A 20,049-nucleotide genomic window follows, 5' to 3' on the forward strand; every position below is an offset into this window, starting at 1 on the left:
CATGGAAAACCTGTCTGTCATTATCCTTTTCCTCTTTGTTCTGTTCACCTTGCTGGGCACCGGCGTTTGGGTTGGACTGGCGCTTATGGGCGTCGCCTGGGTCGGGATGGAACTCTTCACGACGCGACCCGTCGGTGACGTGATGATCACCACGATCTGGTCGGCATCGTCGTCTTGGACCTTGACCGCGCTGCCGATGTTTATCTGGATGGGCGAAATCCTGTACCGAACGCGATTATCCGAGGACATGTTCAAGGGCCTGTCCCCTTGGATGGCGCCTTTGCCCGGCGGGTTGGTGCATACGAACATCGTTGGGTGCACGGTTTTTGCAGCCGTTTCCGGATCGTCGGCGGCAACGCTGACAACCGTGGGAAAGATGTCGATCCCGGAATTGCGCAAACGCAATTACCCTGAACGGATGATCATCGGCACGCTCACGGGCGCGGCCACGTTGGGTTTGATGATCCCGCCCTCGCTGACGTTGATCGTCTATGGCGTCACTATTAATGAATCGATCACCAAGCTGTTCTTTGCCGGCATCCTGCCCGGTTTGGTGCTGGCTACAATGTTCATGGGATATGTGGCGATCTACTCAAAACTCGGGAAAGACTGGAAACCGAACACCGAAAACAAGCTGAGCTTCTCTGAAAAGATCAAGAATTCGCGGTTTCTGCTGCCCGTCATCCTGTTGATCATGGTGGTGATCGGGTCGATGTATCTGGGTTATGCCACGGCGACTGAAGCGGCCGCTTTCGGCGTGATCGGAGGTTTGCTGCTGGCCGCAGGGCAGGGGTCATTGACTTGGAAGACCTTTACCGAAAGCCTGATGGGGGCCACGCGCACCAGCGCCATGATCGCGCTGATCCTTGCCGGGGCCGCGTTCCTGTCACTGTCGATGGGGTTCACCGGCCTGCCGCGTGGTCTGGCCGATCTGATCGCCGGGTGGGAGCTGACGAGGTTCGAGCTGCTTATGGTTCTGTTGGTCTTTTACGTCATCCTCGGCTGTTTTCTGGACGGTATCTCGTCGGTTGTGCTGACGATGGCGGTGGTGGAACCGATGATCCGCGATGCGGGTATCGATCTGATCTGGTTTGGGATCTTTATTGTAGTCGTCGTCGAAATGGCGCAGATCACACCGCCGATCGGGTTCAATTTGTTTGTGATGCAGGGCATGACCAACCATGAGATGAGCTATATCGCCCGTGCGGCGATCCCGATGTTCCTGATCATGGTGCTGATGGTCTTTGTCCTGATCTGGTTCCCTGAACTCGCCACTTGGCTGCCAGAAAACCTGCGACAAAGCCCCGGCGGGTAACGAAAGTTGAACCCGCTTCACCTGGCGGCCCGCCATGGTCCTTATGTTCTGGTCATGGGACTGGTCGCCGGGTTGTTGTTGCCCGGCTTGGCAGAGCCTATGCGCGCCTTGCTGCCTCCGCTGGTCGCGCTGTTGCTGTTTCTGACGGTCCTGCGCATTGATCCAGCGTTGTTTGTCGGTTCTTTGATGGACCTGCGACAAGTGACAAAGACCGCGGCAGTCTTTCAACTTGCTATTCCGTTGACGCTCGTCGCGATTGGAGTGGTCGGCGGTTGGACGGGCTCACCGGTTTTTCTGTCTTTGCTCATCATGGCGTCGGCCCCGTCGATTGCAGGCAGCGCAAATATGTGTCTGATGATGGGGCAACCGGCGGAGTTTGCATTGCGCTTGATGGTGATCGGAACCGCCGTTTTACCTTTGACCGTTTTTCCCGTTTTCCTGCTGATGCCCGAACTGGGGGATATTCGATCCGTGTTAATGGCGGTGCTTCGATTGTTCCTAACCATCGCCGTATCGACCATAGCGGCAGTTCTGGTGCGACGGACCTTTCTCCGGTCTCCGTCAGAAACGGCTCTGAAGAACCTGGAAGGCCTGGCGACGATTACTTTTGCGGTTTTTGTGATCGGCCTCATGCCCACATTGGCGGCAACGGCGTTGGCCAATCCGGCCATCGCACTGTTTTGGGTGATTTTTGCCTGTCTGATAAATTTCGGAGCGCAATTGGCTGCCTTCTTTCTGGCACGCAAACGAATGGCGGCAGACAGAGTCACGGCCGTTTCGGTGATCGCAGGAAATCGAAATGTTGCGATCTTTTTACTGGCATTGCCACCCGAGATCACAGCGCCTGTTTTGGTATTCATCAGTGCATATCAGATACCGATGTACCTGACGCCATTGGTCATGCGCCGTTTGCACCAGGGGCGGCTGTAGGACGCCAAGGACGTTCAGACGGGTAGCCATTTGCATATCATGAAAATCTGCACAACTTGGGCAGGGGAAGTGCGCAATCACCCGCGATCCTGCGGGTATGAAGAAACCTGCTACAGAAACTCTGGCCTGGATGGCGATGGCTTTGGCATCAGTGATCCTTGCCGCCCAACCTTTGCAGTGGCTTGTCCAAAGCTGGGTTAGTCCAGCTTACGGGTCATACGGATACCTCTATGTTCTGTTGATCCTCGGTCTGGCCTGCGTCAGCTTGCTCAGCGGTCCCGCAACCGGAAAAGGCGCTAACGCCCCGGTACTGGCTCTACTCTTCAGCGCAGCCCTGATCCGGTTGTTGGGGCAGGTGCTGGCGATCAATATCCTTAGCGCACTGGCCATTGCCGTGGACGTCTTTGCGTTGGTGCGGCTCCTGCGCCTGAATCAACGACCGTTTGCCCTGTCGCCGTTTTGGATGGCCGTCCTGTTTCTGTTTGCGCTGCCGACCGAAGTAATCTTGCAGCGGACTTTAGGATTTCCGTTGCAGATGGTGTCGGCAGACATCTCGTGCCAGATGCTAAGTCTTCTGTTTCCAAACGTGGCCTGTGAAGGCGTGCGAATTACTTTGGAAAGTCAGGATATCCTGGTGGATCTGCCGTGTTCCGGGGCGTCGGGCCTGTTGCTGTCGATGGCTTTTGTCGTGACCCAGAACGCGATCATGCGCCCTCGTGTGGTGACCGCTGTTCTGGGCATAGCGGTTATGGCTGGTTGCGCTGTCATTGGAAACAGCCTGCGCATTTCATTTCTGGCGATTGGTTTGGTCAATCAGTTGGATGTTATGGCAGAGCCTTGGCATTCGCTGATTGGCCTGATGTCTCTGGGTTTTACCGTACTGCCGTCTGCGTTGTTTTACCGCCCGGAGAGCGCCAGTGTACGCGGTTCACAGCGCTCTGCGCCTGTCCGCCTGTCATTGCCTGTCGCTGCGATCTGTCTGCTGGCCAGTTTCACAATCGTTTCGCTGAAACCCGAACCTGTAGATGTCTCCGGTATGGTTCAAGTTCCGGCAATGCCAAGGCAGATTCATGGATTCAAAGCGCAGAGCGTACCGCTGACGCCGTTGGAGGCCACGTATTTCGAAACCTATGGTGGGCAGGCGCAAAAGGTCCAATTCGGTCCGCTTGGATTGAATGTGGTCAGCACGCGGGCGCCACTGAGGCATCTGCACGCGCCAGAAATCTGCCTGCGCGGATTGGGCTTCAAAGTTCGCTTTCTTGGCACCCGCTACGACCGCGCCCCCACCGCCTATTATCAAGCTGTCGGCCCAGACGGCGATCGTTGGCGCGTCGCGGTCAGCTACGTGTCAGAGGGCGGGCAAATCACCCCCAGCGTAGGCGAGGCGATCTGGCACTGGATGGCCGGTTCAGGCGGCACCTGGAGCAGCGTTCAAAGGATCACTCCCTGGCATCTGGACCCACAGATGGATGCTGCGCTGGGCGCTGCAGCTTTGGCTTCTCTTGACATTCAACTCATAGAAGGAACGGACAAATGATACGATTTTTTGCTTGCGTGACGGTTTTTGCGCTGTCCGGGATTTGGACTCATGGCGCATCTGCCCAAACAGATGATGATATAGCGGGACGCGTTGTCGGCTTGACTGCCGCAGGGCCGGTGGACATGCCGCTGCTGAAATCGGACCTCAAGGTCGATATTCAAGGGGATATGGCGACGGTTCAGGTGCGGCAGGTGTTTGCCAACCCCTCGGACTTGCCCATGTCGGCAGAGTACCTGTTTCCGCTCAATCAAAACGCGGCGGTCTATGCGATGGAGATGCAGGTTGGTGATGAGGTGGTCGCAGCCCAGATCCAGCGCAAAGCCGAGGCTGAGCAGACTTTTGAGGACGCCGAGCAGGAGGGCAAAGCAGCAGCCCTGCTGACACAACACCGTCCGAACATGTTCACTCAGAACATTGCCAACCTGATGCCAGGGCAGCCGATTTCGGTCACGCTCAGCTATGTGCAGGCCGTTCCCAAAGTTGACGGCGCGTATGAGCTGGTTTTGCCCCTTGTCGTGGGTCCGCGCTATCAAGGAGTTGTACCTCAGCCCGATGACCCCGGCGATCCTTTTCTGGTTGAGTTTTCCACTGATGACACGCGGCCCAAGACGACGCAGTCAGGCGGCTGGCTGGTATCTGACCTTCCCACGTATCCGCCTGTTTCCGGCCTGGCGATTCCGGACATGATCGATCCTGAACGGGTTTCGCTTGATCTGTCACTCGCGGCCGCAGTTCCGATTTCCAGTTTCACGAGTGCAACGCACGAACTGAACGTTACTGAAAGCGATGATGGGGTTTCGGCCGACTTTTTGGATGGCCGCGAGATCGACAACCGGGACGTCATTCTGCGCTATGAGCTTGGGGCAGAAGACACAACCGCCGGTATCCTTTCGCACTATGACGAACGGGGCGGGTTTGTGTCCTTGATGATCGAACCGCCGGAACTGCCCGAAGCGGATCAGATTGCAGCCCGTGAGCTTGTCTTTGTCCTCGATACGTCCGGGTCCATGAGCGGTGCTCCTTTGAATGCAAGCAAACGGTTCATGAAGGCCGCGCTGCAAGGCCTCCGCCCCGAGGACTACTTTCGCGTTATTCGGTTCTCTTCCTCAGCGTCCGAGTTTGCGACCGAAGCAGTGCTTGCAACGCGTCAAAACATTGCCGCCGGTCAACGTTTTGTGCGCAGCCTCAGCGCCAGTGGTGGGACCGAGATTGACAATGCCATGCGCTACGCCTTTGAGACCCGTCAACCTGCCGACACGCTGCGGATCGTTGTGTTCCTGAGCGATGGCTATATCGGCAACGAGGCAGGTGTCCTGCACAGAATCCGCCGACAAATCGGCGACGCGCGTATTTATGCCTTTGGGGTCGGCACGTCCGTCAACCGCTATCTTCTTGATGCTATGGCGGACGAGGGACGCGGGTTTGCACGCTATGTCGATCCCACCGAAGATGCTTCGGACGTGGCAGAAACGCTGGCGCGGGATCTGAAGTCGCCGGTCCTGACGGACATCGCAATCGACTGGGGCGGTTTAAAGGTCACCGATGTTGTGCCTCAGCGTATACCCGATCTTTTTGATGGCGGCTCGGTTCGGGTTCTGGCCCGCTATGAAGGCGGGGGTTCAGCAGATGTTCAGGTCAATGGGATGGTTCAGGGGCGCAATGCCAGCATGCCCTTGAAGGTGGACCTGCCAACAGAACCCACCGAGGCGAGCGCCGCGTCGCGTGGTGCTGCGATCCCGCTGACATGGGCGCGCAACAAGATCGCGGATCTGGACCGGGCCATCGCGGTTCAGGATGGTGATGAACAGCATTTGGAAGAACGCATCGCGGAATTGGGTCTGCTGTTCAATCTGCAGACGCGCTACACCTCATTCGTGGCGGTTTCCAAAGCGGTTGTGAACGATAGCGGTATTCCGGCATCGAAGACCGCAGTGCCATTGCCGCAGGTGGCCGGTGTCAGCGCGCACGCTTATCCAAACACCGGGTTTAGCGGATCATCTGCGCCTGAGCCTCAGACCATTTTCGGGATCATCACCCTGATGGCCTTGGGTGCCTTGCGCCTTTCCCGCACACGGAGGAAAGCAGTATGACTTTTGTCCCATACAAACTGCGCACAGACGCCTGGTGGCTGGATGGCGATATCACATGGCGGGTACCGCAATACCACGGTAGGGCGAACCCTCCACTTGACCGTTCCAGCGGCAGTGTGATCTGTGATCGAAACACGCATACAAAATCGACGACTGAACACGATGGTAAACCAAATCCTGATTGCAGATGACGATGCCCGCATTCGCGATGTCGTTCGCTTTGCGCTTGAGGATTCCGGTTTTACGACAGTCGAAGCGGCAACTGGTCTTGAAGCGCTCGCCCGGCATGGCGAAGCTCCGGCCGACCTGATTGTTCTGGACATCGGAATGCCAGACATGGACGGGTTAGAGACCTGCCGGGAAATCCGCCGGACCTCGGACGTCCCAATCTTGTTTCTGACCGCGCGGGATGAAGAGATTGATCGCATTCTGGGTTTTCAGCTTGGGGGTGACGACTACGTCACCAAGCCGTTTAGTCCGCGCGAACTGGTGCTGCGCATTCGAGCGATCCTTGCCCGCTCGGCCGCTTCTGCACAGACTGAAAGGGCCATTGTGGTCCATGATCTGCGGCTGGATGAAACCGCCCACCGCTGCAGCCTGGCCGACGTTGAGCTTCAGTTGACCGGGATCGAGTTTTCGGTCCTTGCGACACTTGCAAAATCACCAGACCGCGTGTTTTCGAGGTCTCAGCTGATCGAACAGGTCTACGGGCAGAACACCTATCTTTCGGGCCGAACGGTAGACAGTCACATCCGGAACATCCGCCAAAAGGCGCGGGTGGCCGGATACCCGGATCTGATCCAGACGGTGCATGGTGTTGGGGTCAAGCTGGGTGAATGCCGGTGTTGAAGGTCACCCAGAAATGGCGGCCGTCGCTGGCGCTTGTGATCTCTTTGGTATGCTGCGCTCTGGTCGCTCTGCCGGTCCTTGGTGTTCTGGGTGCAAGATTGTCCAGCAACCAGTTCGTCCGCGAAACAGAACGAAGTTTGCTGGCGCAGGCCGCGATCTTTGCGGAACTCTATGCGGCGGCTTTTGCCCAACAGCAGTCGTCACCGGAAATTGGGTACCAACTGACCCCTGATCAAATTGAGCGACTTGCGCAGGATTTTCATCCCGTTCCACCCAGTCTGGACTTGTTCAGAGGTTGGGTTGCACCCCCGCGTCCCGATCCCGTCGAAACGGGCTCAGACCTTGGTTTGCCCTATGACGCTATTGCAGGCGATCTGTCCCGCTTGGCAGCGTCGGCCAGAAAAACGACGCTGTCGGGATACTTGTTTCTGGACCACTCCGGCCAGATCGTTGCCAGCAGCGGAGAGGTCACAGGATCGCTGGGCGATGTCCCCGAAGTGACAAAGGCGTTGCAGGGTGAGACTGTCACACTGCTGCGTTATCGCGATGATCAGACCAACCGGCATCTTTTGAACTCGATCAGTCGGGACACGTCTTATCGTGTGTTCGTTGCGCACCCCGTCATCGTCGACGACCGCGTTATCGGAGCGGTATACCTTTCGCGCACACCCATGGACCTGCGGAAATTCTTGTTTCAAGAGCGTTATACGCTGGGCTTAGTGGCCGCGTTCATGGCGCTATCTGCGGCATTGGTCGGCTATTTGATGTGGCGATTGATTTCCAAGCCCATCCGCGATCTCAGCGCGCAAAGCCGGGATGTGGCAACCGGGCTGAAACCGGTGCCCGATCCGGTTCGTCACTATGGCGTGCGCGAGCTTGCCGATCTGGGGAACAACGTTGTGTCAATGGCATCGACCCTGTCGGACCGATCCGCGGCGATTGAAACTTACACGAACCACGTCACGCATGAATTAAAGTCTCCGGTCACGGCTATTCTGGGCGCGGCGGAATTGCTGGCCGACGCAGGCGGCGACACGTCGGGGGATCGGCACAAGAAGCTGGTCAGTAATATTCAGGAAGAAAGCCTGCGCATGAACGCGCTGCTGGAACGGTTGCGTGAACTGGCGCGCGCGTCGGCGCAGACCGGCCCGGCGCAATCAACGCTTGCAGACAGTGTAACGGTTGCAGCCGGTGCGTTTAGTGATTTGACTGTCAATTTGCATTCAGCGGCGCAGGTAACGATGCCGCTGTCGCCCGATCAAAGCCAGATCGTGCTGCACCATCTGTTGCAGAACGCGCAGCAGCACTCTGCCACGCAAATCGACATCAGCTACGATCCCGCATCTGACAGTCTGACCGTTCAGGACAATGGCACCGGGATTTCTGCTCGGAACCATGACAGGATTATCCAGCCGTTCTTTACCACGCGACGCGATGCGGGGGGCACCGGCATGGGGCTGGCCATAGTTGCGGCAGTGCTGGATCAGGTGGGCGCCACCATACGCGCGGAACCGGTTGAAAGCGGGGCTTTTTTCCGGTTGTCTTTTGGTTCGTCGGGCAGCTCGTCCTGACGAAAAAGGCCGGGCGCGGCGAAGTATGCCGCGCCCGAAATGATCTTAGAAATGGACCGAGCGCGAGGTCGCAGGAACCTGCACCGGCGGCGCAAACTTGGTCAGGTCGATGCCGTCGACCGCAACCTTGTATTCCTCAAGCGTGGGTGTCCGGCCCAAGACCGCCGACAGAACGACAACCGGGGTCGAGCCCAGCAGGGATTCACCCTTTTTCGTCTCGCTGTCTGCCACAACCCGGCCCTGGAACAGGCGGGTCGACGTGGCCAGAACCGTGTCGCCCTTGGCGGCCTTTTCCTGGTTGCCCATACACAGGTTACAACCCGGACGCTCGAGGTAGAGGATGTTCTCATACTCTGTCCGCGCGGTCTGTTTCGGGAACAGATCGTCGAACTCGAAACCCGAGTATTTCTGCAGGATGGCCCAGTCGCCTTCTTCTTTCAGCTCATCGATGATGTTGTAGGTGGGCGCGGTCACAACAAGCGGTGCCTTGAATTCGACTTTGCCGTTTTCCTCTTCGAGGTTTCGCAACATCTGAGCGACGATCTTGATGTCGCCCTTGTGCACCATGCACGAGCCGACAAAGCCCAAGTCTACCTTCTTTTCCGCCGCGTAGAAAGAAATCGGGCGGATGGTGTCATGGGTATAGCGTTTCGACACATCGGCGTTGTTGACATCCGGGTCTGCAATCATCGGCTCGACGATCTGGTCCAGATCAACCACGACCTCGGCATAGTACTTGGCATTGTCGTCCGGGCGCAGGGCAGGTTTCTCACCCGAGCGGATCTGCGCAATGCGCTGGTTGGCAATGTCGATCAGGCCTTGCAGCATCTGAACGTCATTATCCATGCCTTTTTCGATCATGATCTGGATACGCGACTTGGCGATTTCCAATGATTCAATCAACGTTTCGTCGTTCGAGATGCAGATCGACGCCTTAGCCTTCATCTCGGCCGTCCAGTCGGTGAAGGTAAAGGCCTGGTCCGCCAGCAGCGTGCCGATATGAACCTCGATGATCCGCCCCTGGAACACGTTGTCGCCGTGTTGGGCCAACATCTGCGCCTGCGTCGCGTGAACCACATCACGGAAATCCATGTGCGGGGCCATTTCACCTTTGAAGGTCACCTTGACGGATTCAGGGATCGGCATTGTCGCCTCCCCTGTGGCCAGGGCCAGTGCGACGGTGCCCGAGTCAGCGCCGAATGCTACGCCCTTGGACATACGCGTGTGGCTGTCCCCACCAATAATGATGGCCCAGTCGTCGACCGTGATGTCATTCAGCACTTTGTGAATAACGTCTGTCATCGAGTGGTATACGCCCTTGGGGTCGCGCGCTGTGATCAGACCGAACTTGTGCATGAATGCCATCAGGCGCGGGGTGTTGGCCTGAGCTTTCTTGTCCCAGACCGAAGCCGTGTGACAACCCGATTGATAGGCACCGTCAACGCTGGGCGACAGAACGGTCGCTGCCATAGCCTCAAGCTCTTGGCTGGTCATCAGGCCGGTGGTGTCTTGCGAGCCGACGATGTTGACCTTGACCCGCACGTCCGAACCGGAATGCAGGACTTTGCCCGGCGTTGCGCCACGAGCGTTGGCGTTGAAGATTTTCTCAACCGCGGTCAGGCCCTGACCCTCGTGGCTGATCTCTTTGGATGGCGCAAAGGCGGACTTGAGCTCGACACCCAGTGTCTCACATGCGAATGTCTGCAGTTTCTTACCGAAGACGATGGCATAAGAACCGCCTGCCTTCATGAACTCCATCTTTTGCGGCGTGAATGACCCGGCCATATCGACCAGTTCTTCGCTGCCATCAGCACTGTAGAGTTTTTTCTCTTTTGTGTTGATGGTCAGAACGGTGCCGGTTTCGACCGAATAGCGTTGTTCAAGGATCGGGTTGCCATCGTTGTTGAGGATCGGCTTACCGTCCTCATCCGTTTTCTTGACCCAGTTTTTCAGGTCGACACCAATCCCGCCTGTCACGCCAACGGTGGTCAGGAAGATAGGTGAAATGCCGTTGGTACCGGCGACAACAGGCGCGATGTTGACGAAAGGCACATAGGGGCTGGCCTGAGTGCCGGTCCAAAGCGCCACGTTGTTTACGCCCGACATTCGCGACGAGCCAACGCCCATGGTGCCTTTTTCGGCGACCAGCATCACGCGCTTGTCCGGGTGTTGAAGCTTGAGGGCTTCAATCTCTTTCTGCGCCGCTTCAGAGATCATGCATTTGCCGTGCAGTTCACGGTCAGAACGCGAATGCGCCTGGTTGCCGGGCGACAGAAGATCGGTCGAGATGTCGCCTTCTGCAGCAATATAGGTGACGACTTTGATCTCTTCGTCGACCTCGGGCAGCTTGGTGAAGAATTCGGCGTTGGAATAGCTTTCCAGAACATCTGCGGCAACGGCGTTACCAGCGTCATAGGCTGCTTTCAGGCGGTCCGTGTCGGCTTCGTACAAGAATACTTGCGTTTTCAGAACCTCGCCTGCCTGAACGGCAATGTCTTGCTGATCACCCAGAGCGATATCAAGCAGGACCTCGACCGAAGGGCCGCCTTTCATGTGCGACAACAGCTCAAACGCAAAGTCCGGCGTGATTTCTTTGATGACTTCGTCGCCAAGAATGATCGATTTCAGGAACTGCGCCTTCTCACTTGCCGCGCTGGTTGTACCGGGCAGCGTGTTATAGATCAGGTAGTGCAGCGAATCCGCGCGGTGCGGATGATCGGCGTCTTTGATTTGCTCGATGATTTCCTTGAGCAGCGCAGCATCATCAATGGGTTTTGGGCTAAGCCCTTGTTCTTTCCGTGCTTCGATTTCATCCAAGTAGTCTGAATACTGGCTCATGGCTGTTTCCGCTTTGTATGTGTCATCGGGTGTGGTGAGGCGAGGCCAGCCACCACGATCAAGATTTGTATACACCGGTATACATTTCCTGCTGCGGTTTCAAGACACCGGTTCTTTAAAAATGCGGAAATCGCGGATTTTGGTCGGTCTGTCGTGGGGTCTAGGACCCGAAGGTTTCAAAGTGAATTTGACTTTTTGGCACACCTGCTGCTTCGAGCCCTGTCTGTAGCCCAGTTACGAAACCGGCAGGCCCGCACAACAAATACTGAGCGTCATCGCCTGCACACAGCGCCAACAGCTCGTTTGCAGTGATCCGGCCTTGGACATCGAAATCCCGGCCCAATTGATCGGTACTGACCGGGGCGCTGTAATAGACACGCTTTCCCGTGTTGCGGTTCGCTGCAATCAACTGGTCTACTTCGTCGCGCAGGGCGTGATGGTGGCCGTTGCGCGCGCCGTGAACAAACCACACCGGGCGGTCGCCGTTTTGCTGAACGCTCTGGTAAAGCATGGCCACCATCGGGGTCAGGCCGACACCTGCACTGACCAGAACCAAAGGGTTATTGCCTTCAGGGATCACGAAATCACCAGCAGGGGGCCGAGCCTCGATAACGTCACCTACCTCGATCTTGTCATGCAGGAATGTCGAAGCTGCGCCTTGGGGCTCTCGCTTGACGGTGATCCGAAAGTGCTCATTGCCCGGATTGCCCGAAAGTGAATATGTCCGCCGCACTTTTGTTTTTAGATGCGGAATGTCGAGCGCAATGGGTAGATGCTGGCCCGCTTGAAAAGAGGCCAGCGCGTGCCCGTTTGCAGGTACAAAGTGGAAAGAGGTTATATTCTCGGCTTCCTTGACCTTGTCCGCCACCATCAGTTTTGTCGATGACGCCGGTTGCGCTGACCACCGCAGCGACAGCGCCTCTGGCCGTTCGACTACTGCGTCGACCTGTACGTCGATCATGCGCAGGATGTTTGGATCTTGTGCCTCTGCCGGCGTCCAGTCGATCTCGGCACGGCCCGTCAAGTGCAGCAACCCACCGCTCGCGAAGTCGACAAACAGCAACCCGATGCGCGGATCCTCCAGAAGGTTTCCAATCGTGTTGAAAAAGTTGTTGCCGGAATAGTCCGGGATCCGCAGTTGGTTGGGACCAATCACGCGGACAAATCCAGGCTCTCCCCCACGATGCGAGGCATCAAACCCATCGGATGCGAGCCCTTGCGGACCATGTCGCCCAGAGCCGATGAACAAGGTATCTGCCCGGGTTATGTGCGCGATCTGCGCTGGGCTGAGGTGGTCCGAAACAACGGGTTTTGCATCCTTGTTTCGCGCGACACGCCACCAATCTCGCTCATTGATGTATTGCGGGCAGTTTCCGAAGGTTTGTCGGATATCGATGGCAAGCCCGTTTTCGATTGGCCGAGTCCGACCGCTCAGCCTGTTGCGGCGGCGTGTGGCCAATTCAATTCCGACCACGCCAATATCGGCGCCGTTGCCTAAGGCCTGCGCCAGCGGGTCCGATGGATCAAGGTGAGTGTTCAGCTCCAGCGTTCGGGGATCGGATGCCTCAACAAAGCCGTCTGGGCCTTCGATGATCGTGGCCCAAACGCGCCCCTCTGCGTCACCAGAGGCGGCGACCAGAAAGGGCTGAGCCTGATAGAAATCTCGGTGCTGGTCAGGCATGAAATCCCGAATAAACGGCGCGGCCTGCTCGGCGATATGGCCTGCGCCTGCGCGATGTTGCGCCGCCAATTCGCCTGCGTGAAACGGAATATCTGAGCGGGACATGATGTTTCCTTTCCTGGCAGGCTGCGCTTTGGCCGTTCAGGCGACGAGGCCAGCGGCGGTGGTGGGCATTGGTTCAAACCCGTCCAACGCCTCGAACCGCGCGATCCATGCGCGAACGTTGGGGTATGGGTCGAGCGAGACGTTCCCTTCGGGCGCATGAGCGGTATAGGAATAGGCGGCAACGTCCGCGATGGTCGGCCGATCACCGACCAGCCAATCCCGGCCGTTCAGTCCCCGTTCCAGTTTCTGTAAGGCCTTGGCCGCTGTTGCGGCTGCGAAGTCTGGGTTAAGCGGAGCGCCAAAGACGGTGATCAGCCTTGCCGCGCAGGAACCAAAAGCAATTTCACCGGCTGCAAGGGTTAACCAGCGCTGCATCGCGGCCTCATCCACTGCGTCGGTTGGTATCCAATCCGGGGCGTATGATCGCGCAAGATAGACAAGTATGGCATTGGAATCAGACACCACAACTTTGCCGTCTTCAAGGACCGGCACTTGCCCATCGGGGTTCATGGCCAGAAACTCGGGCGATTTATGCGCGCCTGCGGCCAGATCGACGAAAACGGCCTCGTGTGCGATCCCGGCCAGTTTAGCGAACACCAACGCGCGGTGTGCATGGCCGGACAGCGGAAAGTGGTGGATGCGAACTGTGTTGGCCATCTGAAGGCTCCTGTCATGATCAAATTGATGTCTTGGGGGGATAAGTAGCGCTTGCCAATTCAGATGATAATCGCCACTTTTGGCGAAAGATTAAGACCTGAAAGGGCGCAATAGACATGGACAAAATTGATCGAATGCGCGCCTTTGCGCTGGTGGCAAAGAATGCCTCGTTCACCCGGGCGGCCCAACGGCTGGGGCGGTCGGCACGGCTGGTCAGCAAATATGTGGCGGATTTGGAAGACTCGCTGGGCGTCCAGCTTTTGAACCGAACCACGCGGAGCGTGTCGTTGACCGAAGCCGGGGCCACCTATCTGGCAATGTGTGAGCCGTTGCTGGATGGTTTCGACGAACTGGAAGAGACGGTCAGAAATGCCCAGCAATCCTTGCGCGGTGTGATACGCATTTCAGCGCCCACGGGATTTGGGTCGATACGACTGGCCCCGTCGCTTGCTGCCTTTGCCAAGCAGCACCCCGAAGTCGAGATTGATCTGAACCTGTCGGACCGTCGGGTGTCGATCATCGAAGAAGGTCTGGACCTTGCCATTCGGATCGGTCCGTTGCGCGACAGTTCATTGCGTGTTCGCCAGTTGGGGCCAATGCCTTTGATCGTGTGTGCTTCGCCCGACTATCTGCGGCAGGCGGGTACGCCTTCACAGCCTGGGGCGCTTACCCAGCATGAATGCGTTTTGGACGGCACCATGAGCGACACGGCGATATGGCGGTTCGACATCAACGGAGAGGACGTGGCCATCCCGGTCAAAGGGCGGTTTCAGGCAAATGCTCCGGCTGCTGCGGCCCGGCTGGCAGCAGCGGGTGTGGCCGTCGCCAGATGTCCGGCCTACACGGTGGCCAGCGCGCTGAATTCCGGCGAACTGGTTGAACTTTTTCCCGAACACCGCGTGACGCCTTTCGTGGTTGCTGCATTGTTTCCGCAAAACCGCCGCCTCACGACCCGTGTGCGCGCCTTGATCGACCACCTGGCCGCCGATGATCTGATTTGTAACGCGGGTGCGTGATCCAAGTCTGTTTTTTGGATTTTCGTTGTGGGCAATGACCTAGACCCGCTCGCGTTGCCTTGTGTTCCTGTTCGCCTTTTCGGAATGCTCATTGATCAGATCGGAAAGCTCTGGCCGACAGGAACCGCAATTTGTTCCCGCCTGAAGGGCATTGCCAAGTGTTTCCACATCCAGGGCCAGCCCATCTTCAATTGCATGGATAATGGATTTCATCCCGACACCGAAGCACGAGCAGACGATTGGCCCACGATCTTCTTCGTCAGAAACAGAACGACCGGACAGTATCTGTTGGAGCCCGACCTCTGGCAAAGTCGCAAGGTAGTCTCGCATCAGCGTCACTGGTTTGCGGGAAACAAACAGTGCTGCCAAAACGTGCTGCCCGTCTGAGAAGGCAATGCGAAAGGACCCTCGTTGTTGGTCTTCCACCAAGATACATGAAGCACCCGGCAAACCGAACCACTCTCGGGCGGTGCTTTCCCAATCTGCGACGGGTTGACACCCGGCCAATTCGGTCCTGAAGCCTTGGCCAGTTTTTACGGTTGCCCAATAATCAGCTGTGAAAACTGCCGCGCTGGACGACACCGCAAACCCGTACCAAGCTGCCTTCATCGGCCGAATAGACACGGCCGCTGCCTTGCTTTCCGGCTGACCAGAAATAGGGTCTGTTGCGCTGGGCACCAGCACATCCACTCGTGCGGATGGTGCGGTTTCGCCCGTCCAATGGATCGGTGCAAAAACCTGACCGGGTGCGACAGAGTCTGTGATACGCAGCCGGAAGATGCCTTGTCCGATGGCGCTTTGAACTTCGACCAAATCGGCGGGTTTTAGGTTCAGGCGACTGGCATCGTCGGGGTTCACGTCGACAAAGGGCTCAGCCAAATGCGTTGACAGGCGGGGCGACAGGCCTGTGCGGGTCATTGTATGCCACTGATCCCGGTTGCGACCGGTATTCAATAGAAACGGATAGTGCGCAGACGGTTCCGCTTTGGGTGGCCGATGGGTTACGGGTACGAAACGGGCTTTTCCGTCTGGATGGAAAAACTGCCCGTCGCCAAAGTAGCGCCCGCCAGTTTTTCCGACTGTCACCGGCCAGCGTGTCGGTTCCAATTCGGCGTAGTCTTCGTCGTCAATCTCTGCAAAAACAGAAATGTCGAAGTCTTTGCCCAGTGATCCTGCGATGGATGATAGGGCGGCATGTTCGCGAAAAATTTGGGCTGGTGAGGAATAGTCAAATGCGTCATTCCATCCCATGCGGCGGCCGACTTCGGCTAGGATATCCCAATCCGCCCGCGCTTGCCCCGGAGGTTCCAAAGCAGCGCGTTGTCTGCTGATTGTGCGATCTGAATTGGTGACAGTGCCGCTTTTTTCGGCCCAGCCCGCGGCCGGTAGCAGTACGTCAGCAAGTCGGGCGGTATCTGTCTGCGCCGTAAGGTCGCTAACAACCGTGAATGGGCAGTTTTCGATTGCTGCCTTCACGCGATCAGCCTCGGGCATCGTGACCGCGGGGTTGGTGTGAATGACCCAAAGTGCTCTGATCTGACCTGTTTCAACAGCGCGAAACAAGTCCACGGCTTTCAGCCCCTGTTTCACTGGCATGGATGGCGCCTTCCAGAAGTCTTGGACGGCGCTGCGGTGATCTGCGTTTTCAATATCAAGGTGGCACGCCAGCATGTTGGCCAAGCCGCCGACTTCCCGACCACCCATCGCGTTGGGCTGTCCGGTGACCGAAAACGGGCCCATACCGGGCCGTCCAATGCGACCCGTAGCAAGATGGCAATTCAGGATCGCATTAACCTTGTCCGTACCGCTTGAGGACTGGTTTACGCCCTGGCTGAAGACGGTTACGACACGCTGTGTTTTGACCCAGAGATCGCAGAAAGCTTTGATTTTTGAAGGAGGCAGCCCCGTGACCGCTGGATCGTCCTGCTCAGCCGTGCTGATGGCCTTTGCGAAATCAACGGTGCGTTCCAGAAAACTCGGGTCAGCATGCCCTCCTTCGTGGATTTTGCGTAGCAGTTGATTGAACAAGGATACGTCGCTGCCCGGATTCAGCACCAGATGCAGATCGGCCTGATCGCAACTGGCCGTCCGACGCGGGTCTATCACGACAATCTTTGTTCCGCGGTCCTGCCGCGCGGCCAAGACCCGCTGGTAAAGCACCGGATGGCACCATGCGAGGTTGGATCCCACCAGCACGACCAGATCGGCCTGATCGAGATCCTCATAAGTCCCCGGAACCGTATCTGCGCCAAAAGCGCGTTTATGCCCTGCTACGGTTGAGGCCATGCAAAGCCTCGAATTGGTGTCGATATTTGCCGAACCAATGAACCCCTTCATCAGTTTGTTGGCGACGTAATAATCCTCGGTCAGCAACTGGCCGGAGACATAGAATGCCACGCTGTCCGGCCCGTGTTCCTTGATGGTGGCCGTGAATCGATCGGCCACCAGTTGCAGTGCGTTGTCCCAGCTTGTGTCTTGACCGAACGCACGCGGGGCCAGCAATCGGTGGTCAAGCCCGACGGTTTCACCCAAGGCCAGTCCTTTCGAACACAAACGCCCGTAGTTCGCTGGGTGATCCGGGTCTCCCCGCACCGCCAGTCCTCCGGTGCCATCGGGCCGCAAAAGAACACCGCAACCAACGCCGCAATAGGCGCAGGTCGAGCGAACTTCAGGCAGGCTGGTGCCATCCATCAGGCTGCGCTCCGCCGGGCAACTGCGCTGTCATCCAGCAGGATGCGCCCGTCTTCAAGACGCACGGGATAGGTGGTTATGCGGCCATCGTCAGCGCCTTGCGCTTCGCCGGAGTTCAGGTCGAATACCCAGTTGTGCAGGGGGCATGTCACCGACTGTCCATGCACGATGCCTTCGGACAGCGGCCCGCCCTTATGGGGGCAGCTGTTGGTGGCTGCGAACACCTCGGCCTCGGCGGTGCGGAAGACGGCGATGCAGCCGATATGGGTTTTAACCAGACGCGCCCCGCGCAAGGGGACCTCGTCGATATGTCCGATGTCGATCCAGCTCATTCCGCGGCCTCCAGTGTGAAATCTGCAATTGGCGCGTAGGTCTGCGCTTTTTCTTTGACGTGTTCGGCCCACGGGTCCTTGCGGTAGATGCTTTGCGACAGCTCGAACCGTTCGACCAAGGCAGCGCGGTTTTCAAGGTCGTCCACGACCTGCGCCTTGACCCAATCCATGCCCACCTTGCCCAGCCATTTGTACAGACGGTCCAAGTATTTACCGCCTTCGCGGTAGGCCTGGGTGGCAGCCATCACAACCTCTATGGCCTCGTCTTCGCTGGGCACCTGACACAGCAGCTCGGTCTCTTTCACATCCATACCAGCAGCCCCGCCGATGCTGATCTGATAGCCCGAGTCCACGCAGACCACGCCAATATCCTTGCAAGTCGCCTCGGCACAGTTACGGGGGCAACCGGACACAGCCAGCTTCAGTTTGTGAGGTGTCCACGACCCCCACAGGATTTTCTCCAGCTTGATGCCAAGCCCGGTGCTGTCCTGCGTGCCAAACCGGCAATGATCGGTCCCGACGCAGGTTTTCACCGTGCGCAGGCCTTTGGAATAGGCATGCCCCGAGACCAGACCGGCCTGATTTAGGTCCGACCAAATCGCAGGCAGATCCTCACCCTTCACGCCTAGCAGGTCGATGCGCTGACCACCCGTGACCTTGACGGTCGGTACGTCATACTTGTCGGCAGCATCTGCAATGGCGCGCAGTTCTTCGGGAGTGGTGATCCCGCCCCACATGCGCGGCACAACGCTGAATGTACCGTCCTTCTGGATATTGGCGTGCTTGCGTTCGTTGACGAAGCGGCTTTGCGGGTCGTCCTGATACTCCAGCGGCCAATCTGCCAGTAGGTAGTAGTTGATTGCCGGACGGCAGACATGGCAGCCATTGGGCGTTTTCCAGCCGAGCTCCTGCCAGACGGCGGCCTGGCTTTTCAGTTCCTGCCCTTTTATCAATCGGCGCACATCCTCATGCGTCAGGTCGGTGCAGCCGCAGATCGGTTGCGCCGTTGGCATTTGGAACTCGTCGCCCAGAGTGACTTGCAAAACCTGCTCAACCAGCCCCGTGCATGTCCCGCACGAGGCGCTGGCCTTGGTGCTTGCACGCACAGCGCCCAGATCGCTGGCACCTGCGTTGATCGCCTCGACGATGTTGCCTTTGCATACGCCGTTGCAGCCGCAAATCTCCGCCTCAGGCGGCAATGCTGCAACGGCTGAGAGAGGGTCCGCGGTATCGCCCCCCTGATACGCTGGCCCGAAGATCAGCGTTTCTCGCATTTCTTCGATGCTGGTGCCGTCCTTGATCAGGCCAAAGAACCAGCTGCCATCGGCGGTGTCGCCATACATGACCGCGCCAACCAGACGATCCTCTTCGATGACCAGCCGCTTGTAGACACCGCGCGACGGGTCGCGAAACACTATGTCCTCACGCCCCGGGCCGTCAGCGAAATCGCCAGCACTGAACAGATCACAGCCGGTGACTTTTAGCTTGGTCGACAGGGTTTTCTGCGCAAACGTGGCCTCTTCGTCCAACAAGACCTGCGCCACCACCTTCGCCTGATCGTAAAGCGGGGCGACAAGGCCAAAGACTTCCCCATCATGTTCGACGCATTCGCCCACGGCGTAGACGTCCGGGTCCGAGGTCAGCATCTGGTCATCCACATGGATACCACGCCCTATGGCCAGCCCGGTCTCTTGGGCCAGCGCCGTATTCGGTCGAATGCCCACGGCCATGACCAACAGATCACAGGGCAGCTCCGTCCCGTCATCCAGCAGCAACGCGCGAACCTTGCCGTCTTGCCCGATGATCTCCTTTGAATTCGCCTGCAAGCAGATTTTGATGCCTTTTTCTTCCAGCGATTTCTTCAGCAGATAGCCAGCGGCTTCGTCCAGCTGACGCTCCATCAGGTGGCCCATGATATGGACCACGGTCACATCGACCCCATGCGCAGCCATGCCCGCGGCTGCTTCAAGCCCCAGCAGGCCGCCCCCAATCACGACAACCTTGTTGTCCGGGCCCATGCCCATCATCTGCTGGGTGTCTTCCAGATCGCGATAGGCGATCACACCTTCCAGATCATGACCGGGCAGAGGGATAATGAACGGATTTGAACCCGTCGCGATCACCAGCTTGTCGTAGGGAACATGTCCGTTGGCCCCCTCGACCACCTTCATTTCGCGGTCGATCTTGGCCACCTTTTCACCGAAACGGCAGGCGATACCACGCTCGGCGTACCAGGCGTCGTCATGGGTGACGATCTCTTCATAGGTCTTCTCGCCCGACAGAACCGGGCTGAGCATGATGCGGTTGTAGTTTCCGCGTGGCTCGGCGTTGAACAGGGTGATGTCGAACGCATCGGGCGCAGCGTCGGTCAGGTGCTCCAACACCCGGCCCGAGGCCATCCCTGCGCCAATGACAACAAGTCTTTGTTTCATGG

General features: G+C 57.8%; 13 protein-coding genes. 7 read left to right on the plus strand and 6 right to left on the minus strand.

Features of this window, described 5'->3' with window-relative positions:
• Nucleotide 1 precedes the first annotated feature (1 nt).
• The 6 genes from J7416_RS17125 (at nt 2) to J7416_RS17150 (ending at nt 8,295) form a co-directional block, all read left to right on the plus strand.
• The gene (locus tag J7416_RS17125) at nt 2-1,315 is read left to right on the plus strand and encodes a TRAP transporter large permease subunit (RefSeq protein ID WP_209226509.1); all 1,314 of its coding nucleotides are present in this window, start codon (nt 2-4) and stop codon (nt 1,313-1,315) included.
• Nucleotides 1,316-1,321: 6 nt separating this feature from the next.
• Complete coding sequence (locus J7416_RS17130) at nt 1,322-2,245, plus strand: hypothetical protein (RefSeq protein WP_209226510.1); 924 nt, start codon at nt 1,322-1,324, stop codon at nt 2,243-2,245.
• Nucleotides 2,246-2,342: 97 nt separating this feature from the next.
• The gene (gene xrtT / locus J7416_RS17135) at nt 2,343-3,782 is read left to right on the plus strand and encodes an exosortase T (protein WP_209226512.1); all 1,440 of its coding nucleotides are present in this window, start codon (nt 2,343-2,345) and stop codon (nt 3,780-3,782) included.
• Nucleotides 3,779-5,875, plus strand: a complete 2,097-nt coding sequence (locus tag J7416_RS17140; RefSeq protein WP_209226513.1) for a VIT and VWA domain-containing protein — start codon at nt 3,779-3,781, stop codon at nt 5,873-5,875. Before xrtT ends, J7416_RS17140 begins: the two co-directional genes overlap by 4 nt.
• Nucleotides 5,876-6,037: 162 nt before the next feature.
• The gene (locus J7416_RS17145) at nt 6,038-6,724 is read left to right on the plus strand and encodes a response regulator transcription factor (RefSeq protein ID WP_209226514.1); all 687 of its coding nucleotides are present in this window, start codon (nt 6,038-6,040) and stop codon (nt 6,722-6,724) included.
• Nucleotides 6,712-8,295, plus strand: a complete 1,584-nt coding sequence (locus tag J7416_RS17150) for an ATP-binding protein (RefSeq protein WP_209226516.1) — start codon at nt 6,712-6,714, stop codon at nt 8,293-8,295. The genes J7416_RS17145 and J7416_RS17150 overlap by 13 nt, the downstream gene beginning before the upstream one ends.
• A gap of 45 nt (nt 8,296-8,340) precedes the next feature.
• Here the strand turns inward: J7416_RS17150 and J7416_RS17155 are convergent, their stop codons facing one another.
• The 3 genes from J7416_RS17155 to J7416_RS17165 all read right to left on the minus strand — a co-directional run bounded on the left by J7416_RS17155 (nt 8,341) and on the right by J7416_RS17165 (nt 13,576).
• Complete coding sequence (locus J7416_RS17155) at nt 8,341-11,133, minus strand: bifunctional aconitate hydratase 2/2-methylisocitrate dehydratase (protein ID WP_209226518.1); 2,793 nt, start codon at nt 11,131-11,133, stop codon at nt 8,341-8,343.
• A gap of 160 nt (nt 11,134-11,293) precedes the next feature.
• Nucleotides 11,294-12,919, minus strand: a complete 1,626-nt coding sequence (locus J7416_RS17160; RefSeq protein WP_209226519.1) for a pyridoxamine 5'-phosphate oxidase family protein — start codon at nt 12,917-12,919, stop codon at nt 11,294-11,296.
• Between the two features lie 36 nt (nt 12,920-12,955).
• Nucleotides 12,956-13,576 (minus strand): glutathione S-transferase, encoded by a 621-nt coding sequence (locus J7416_RS17165; protein WP_209226520.1) that lies wholly within the window; start codon nt 13,574-13,576, stop codon nt 12,956-12,958.
• A gap of 116 nt (nt 13,577-13,692) precedes the next feature.
• Between J7416_RS17165 and J7416_RS17170 the strand changes: the two genes are divergently transcribed.
• Nucleotides 13,693-14,592 carry a LysR family transcriptional regulator gene (locus tag J7416_RS17170; protein ID WP_209226522.1) on the plus strand — a complete coding sequence of 300 codons (900 nt, stop codon included), beginning with the start codon at nt 13,693-13,695 and terminating at the stop codon, nt 14,590-14,592.
• Nucleotides 14,593-14,631: 39 nt separating this feature from the next.
• Here the strand turns inward: J7416_RS17170 and J7416_RS17175 are convergent, their stop codons facing one another.
• From J7416_RS17175 to nirB, 3 genes are read right to left on the minus strand one after another with little or no spacing between them, the layout of a single operon-like run.
• The gene (locus tag J7416_RS17175) at nt 14,632-17,283 is read right to left on the minus strand and encodes a nitrate reductase (protein WP_209226524.1); all 2,652 of its coding nucleotides are present in this window, start codon (nt 17,281-17,283) and stop codon (nt 14,632-14,634) included.
• On the minus strand, nt 17,283-17,615 hold the full coding sequence (gene nirD, locus J7416_RS17180) for a nitrite reductase small subunit NirD (protein ID WP_209226526.1): 333 nt from the start codon (nt 17,613-17,615) through the stop codon (nt 17,283-17,285). Before nirD ends, J7416_RS17175 begins: the two co-directional genes overlap by 1 nt.
• Nucleotides 17,612-20,047: a nitrite reductase large subunit NirB gene (gene nirB, locus J7416_RS17185; RefSeq protein WP_209226527.1), complete on the minus strand. Its 2,436-nt coding sequence runs from the start codon at nt 20,045-20,047 to the stop codon at nt 17,612-17,614. The genes nirD and nirB overlap by 4 nt, the downstream gene beginning before the upstream one ends.
• Nucleotides 20,048-20,049: the final 2 nt, after the last annotated feature.

The organism is Ruegeria sp. R14_0 (assembly GCF_017743975.1).
Taxonomy (GTDB): domain Bacteria; phylum Pseudomonadota; class Alphaproteobacteria; order Rhodobacterales; family Rhodobacteraceae; genus Ruegeria.

Excerpts from the sequence above, each read along its gene's own strand:
- nirD (WP_209226526.1), bottom strand. The coding sequence starts at position 17,615 with ATGAGCTGGATCGACATCGGACATATCGACGAGGTCCCCTTGCGCGGG.
- J7416_RS17155 (WP_209226518.1), bottom strand. The coding sequence starts at position 11,133 with ATGAGCCAGTATTCAGACTACTTGGATGAAATCGAAGCACGGAAAGAA.
- xrtT (WP_209226512.1), top strand. The coding sequence starts at position 2,343 with ATGAAGAAACCTGCTACAGAAACTCTGGCCTGGATGGCGATGGCTTTG.
- J7416_RS17125 (WP_209226509.1), top strand. The coding sequence starts at position 2 with ATGGAAAACCTGTCTGTCATTATCCTTTTCCTCTTTGTTCTGTTCACC.
- J7416_RS17175 (WP_209226524.1), bottom strand. The coding sequence starts at position 17,283 with ATGGATGGCACCAGCCTGCCTGAAGTTCGCTCGACCTGCGCCTATTGC.
- J7416_RS17160 (WP_209226519.1), bottom strand. The coding sequence starts at position 12,919 with ATGTCCCGCTCAGATATTCCGTTTCACGCAGGCGAATTGGCGGCGCAA.
- J7416_RS17140 (WP_209226513.1), top strand. The coding sequence starts at position 3,779 with ATGATACGATTTTTTGCTTGCGTGACGGTTTTTGCGCTGTCCGGGATT.
- J7416_RS17165 (WP_209226520.1), bottom strand. The coding sequence starts at position 13,576 with ATGGCCAACACAGTTCGCATCCACCACTTTCCGCTGTCCGGCCATGCA.
- nirB (WP_209226527.1), bottom strand. The coding sequence starts at position 20,047 with ATGAAACAAAGACTTGTTGTCATTGGCGCAGGGATGGCCTCGGGCCGG.
- J7416_RS17170 (WP_209226522.1), top strand. The coding sequence starts at position 13,693 with ATGGACAAAATTGATCGAATGCGCGCCTTTGCGCTGGTGGCAAAGAAT.
- J7416_RS17150 (WP_209226516.1), top strand. The coding sequence starts at position 6,712 with ATGCCGGTGTTGAAGGTCACCCAGAAATGGCGGCCGTCGCTGGCGCTT.
- J7416_RS17145 (WP_209226514.1), top strand. The coding sequence starts at position 6,038 with ATGGTAAACCAAATCCTGATTGCAGATGACGATGCCCGCATTCGCGAT.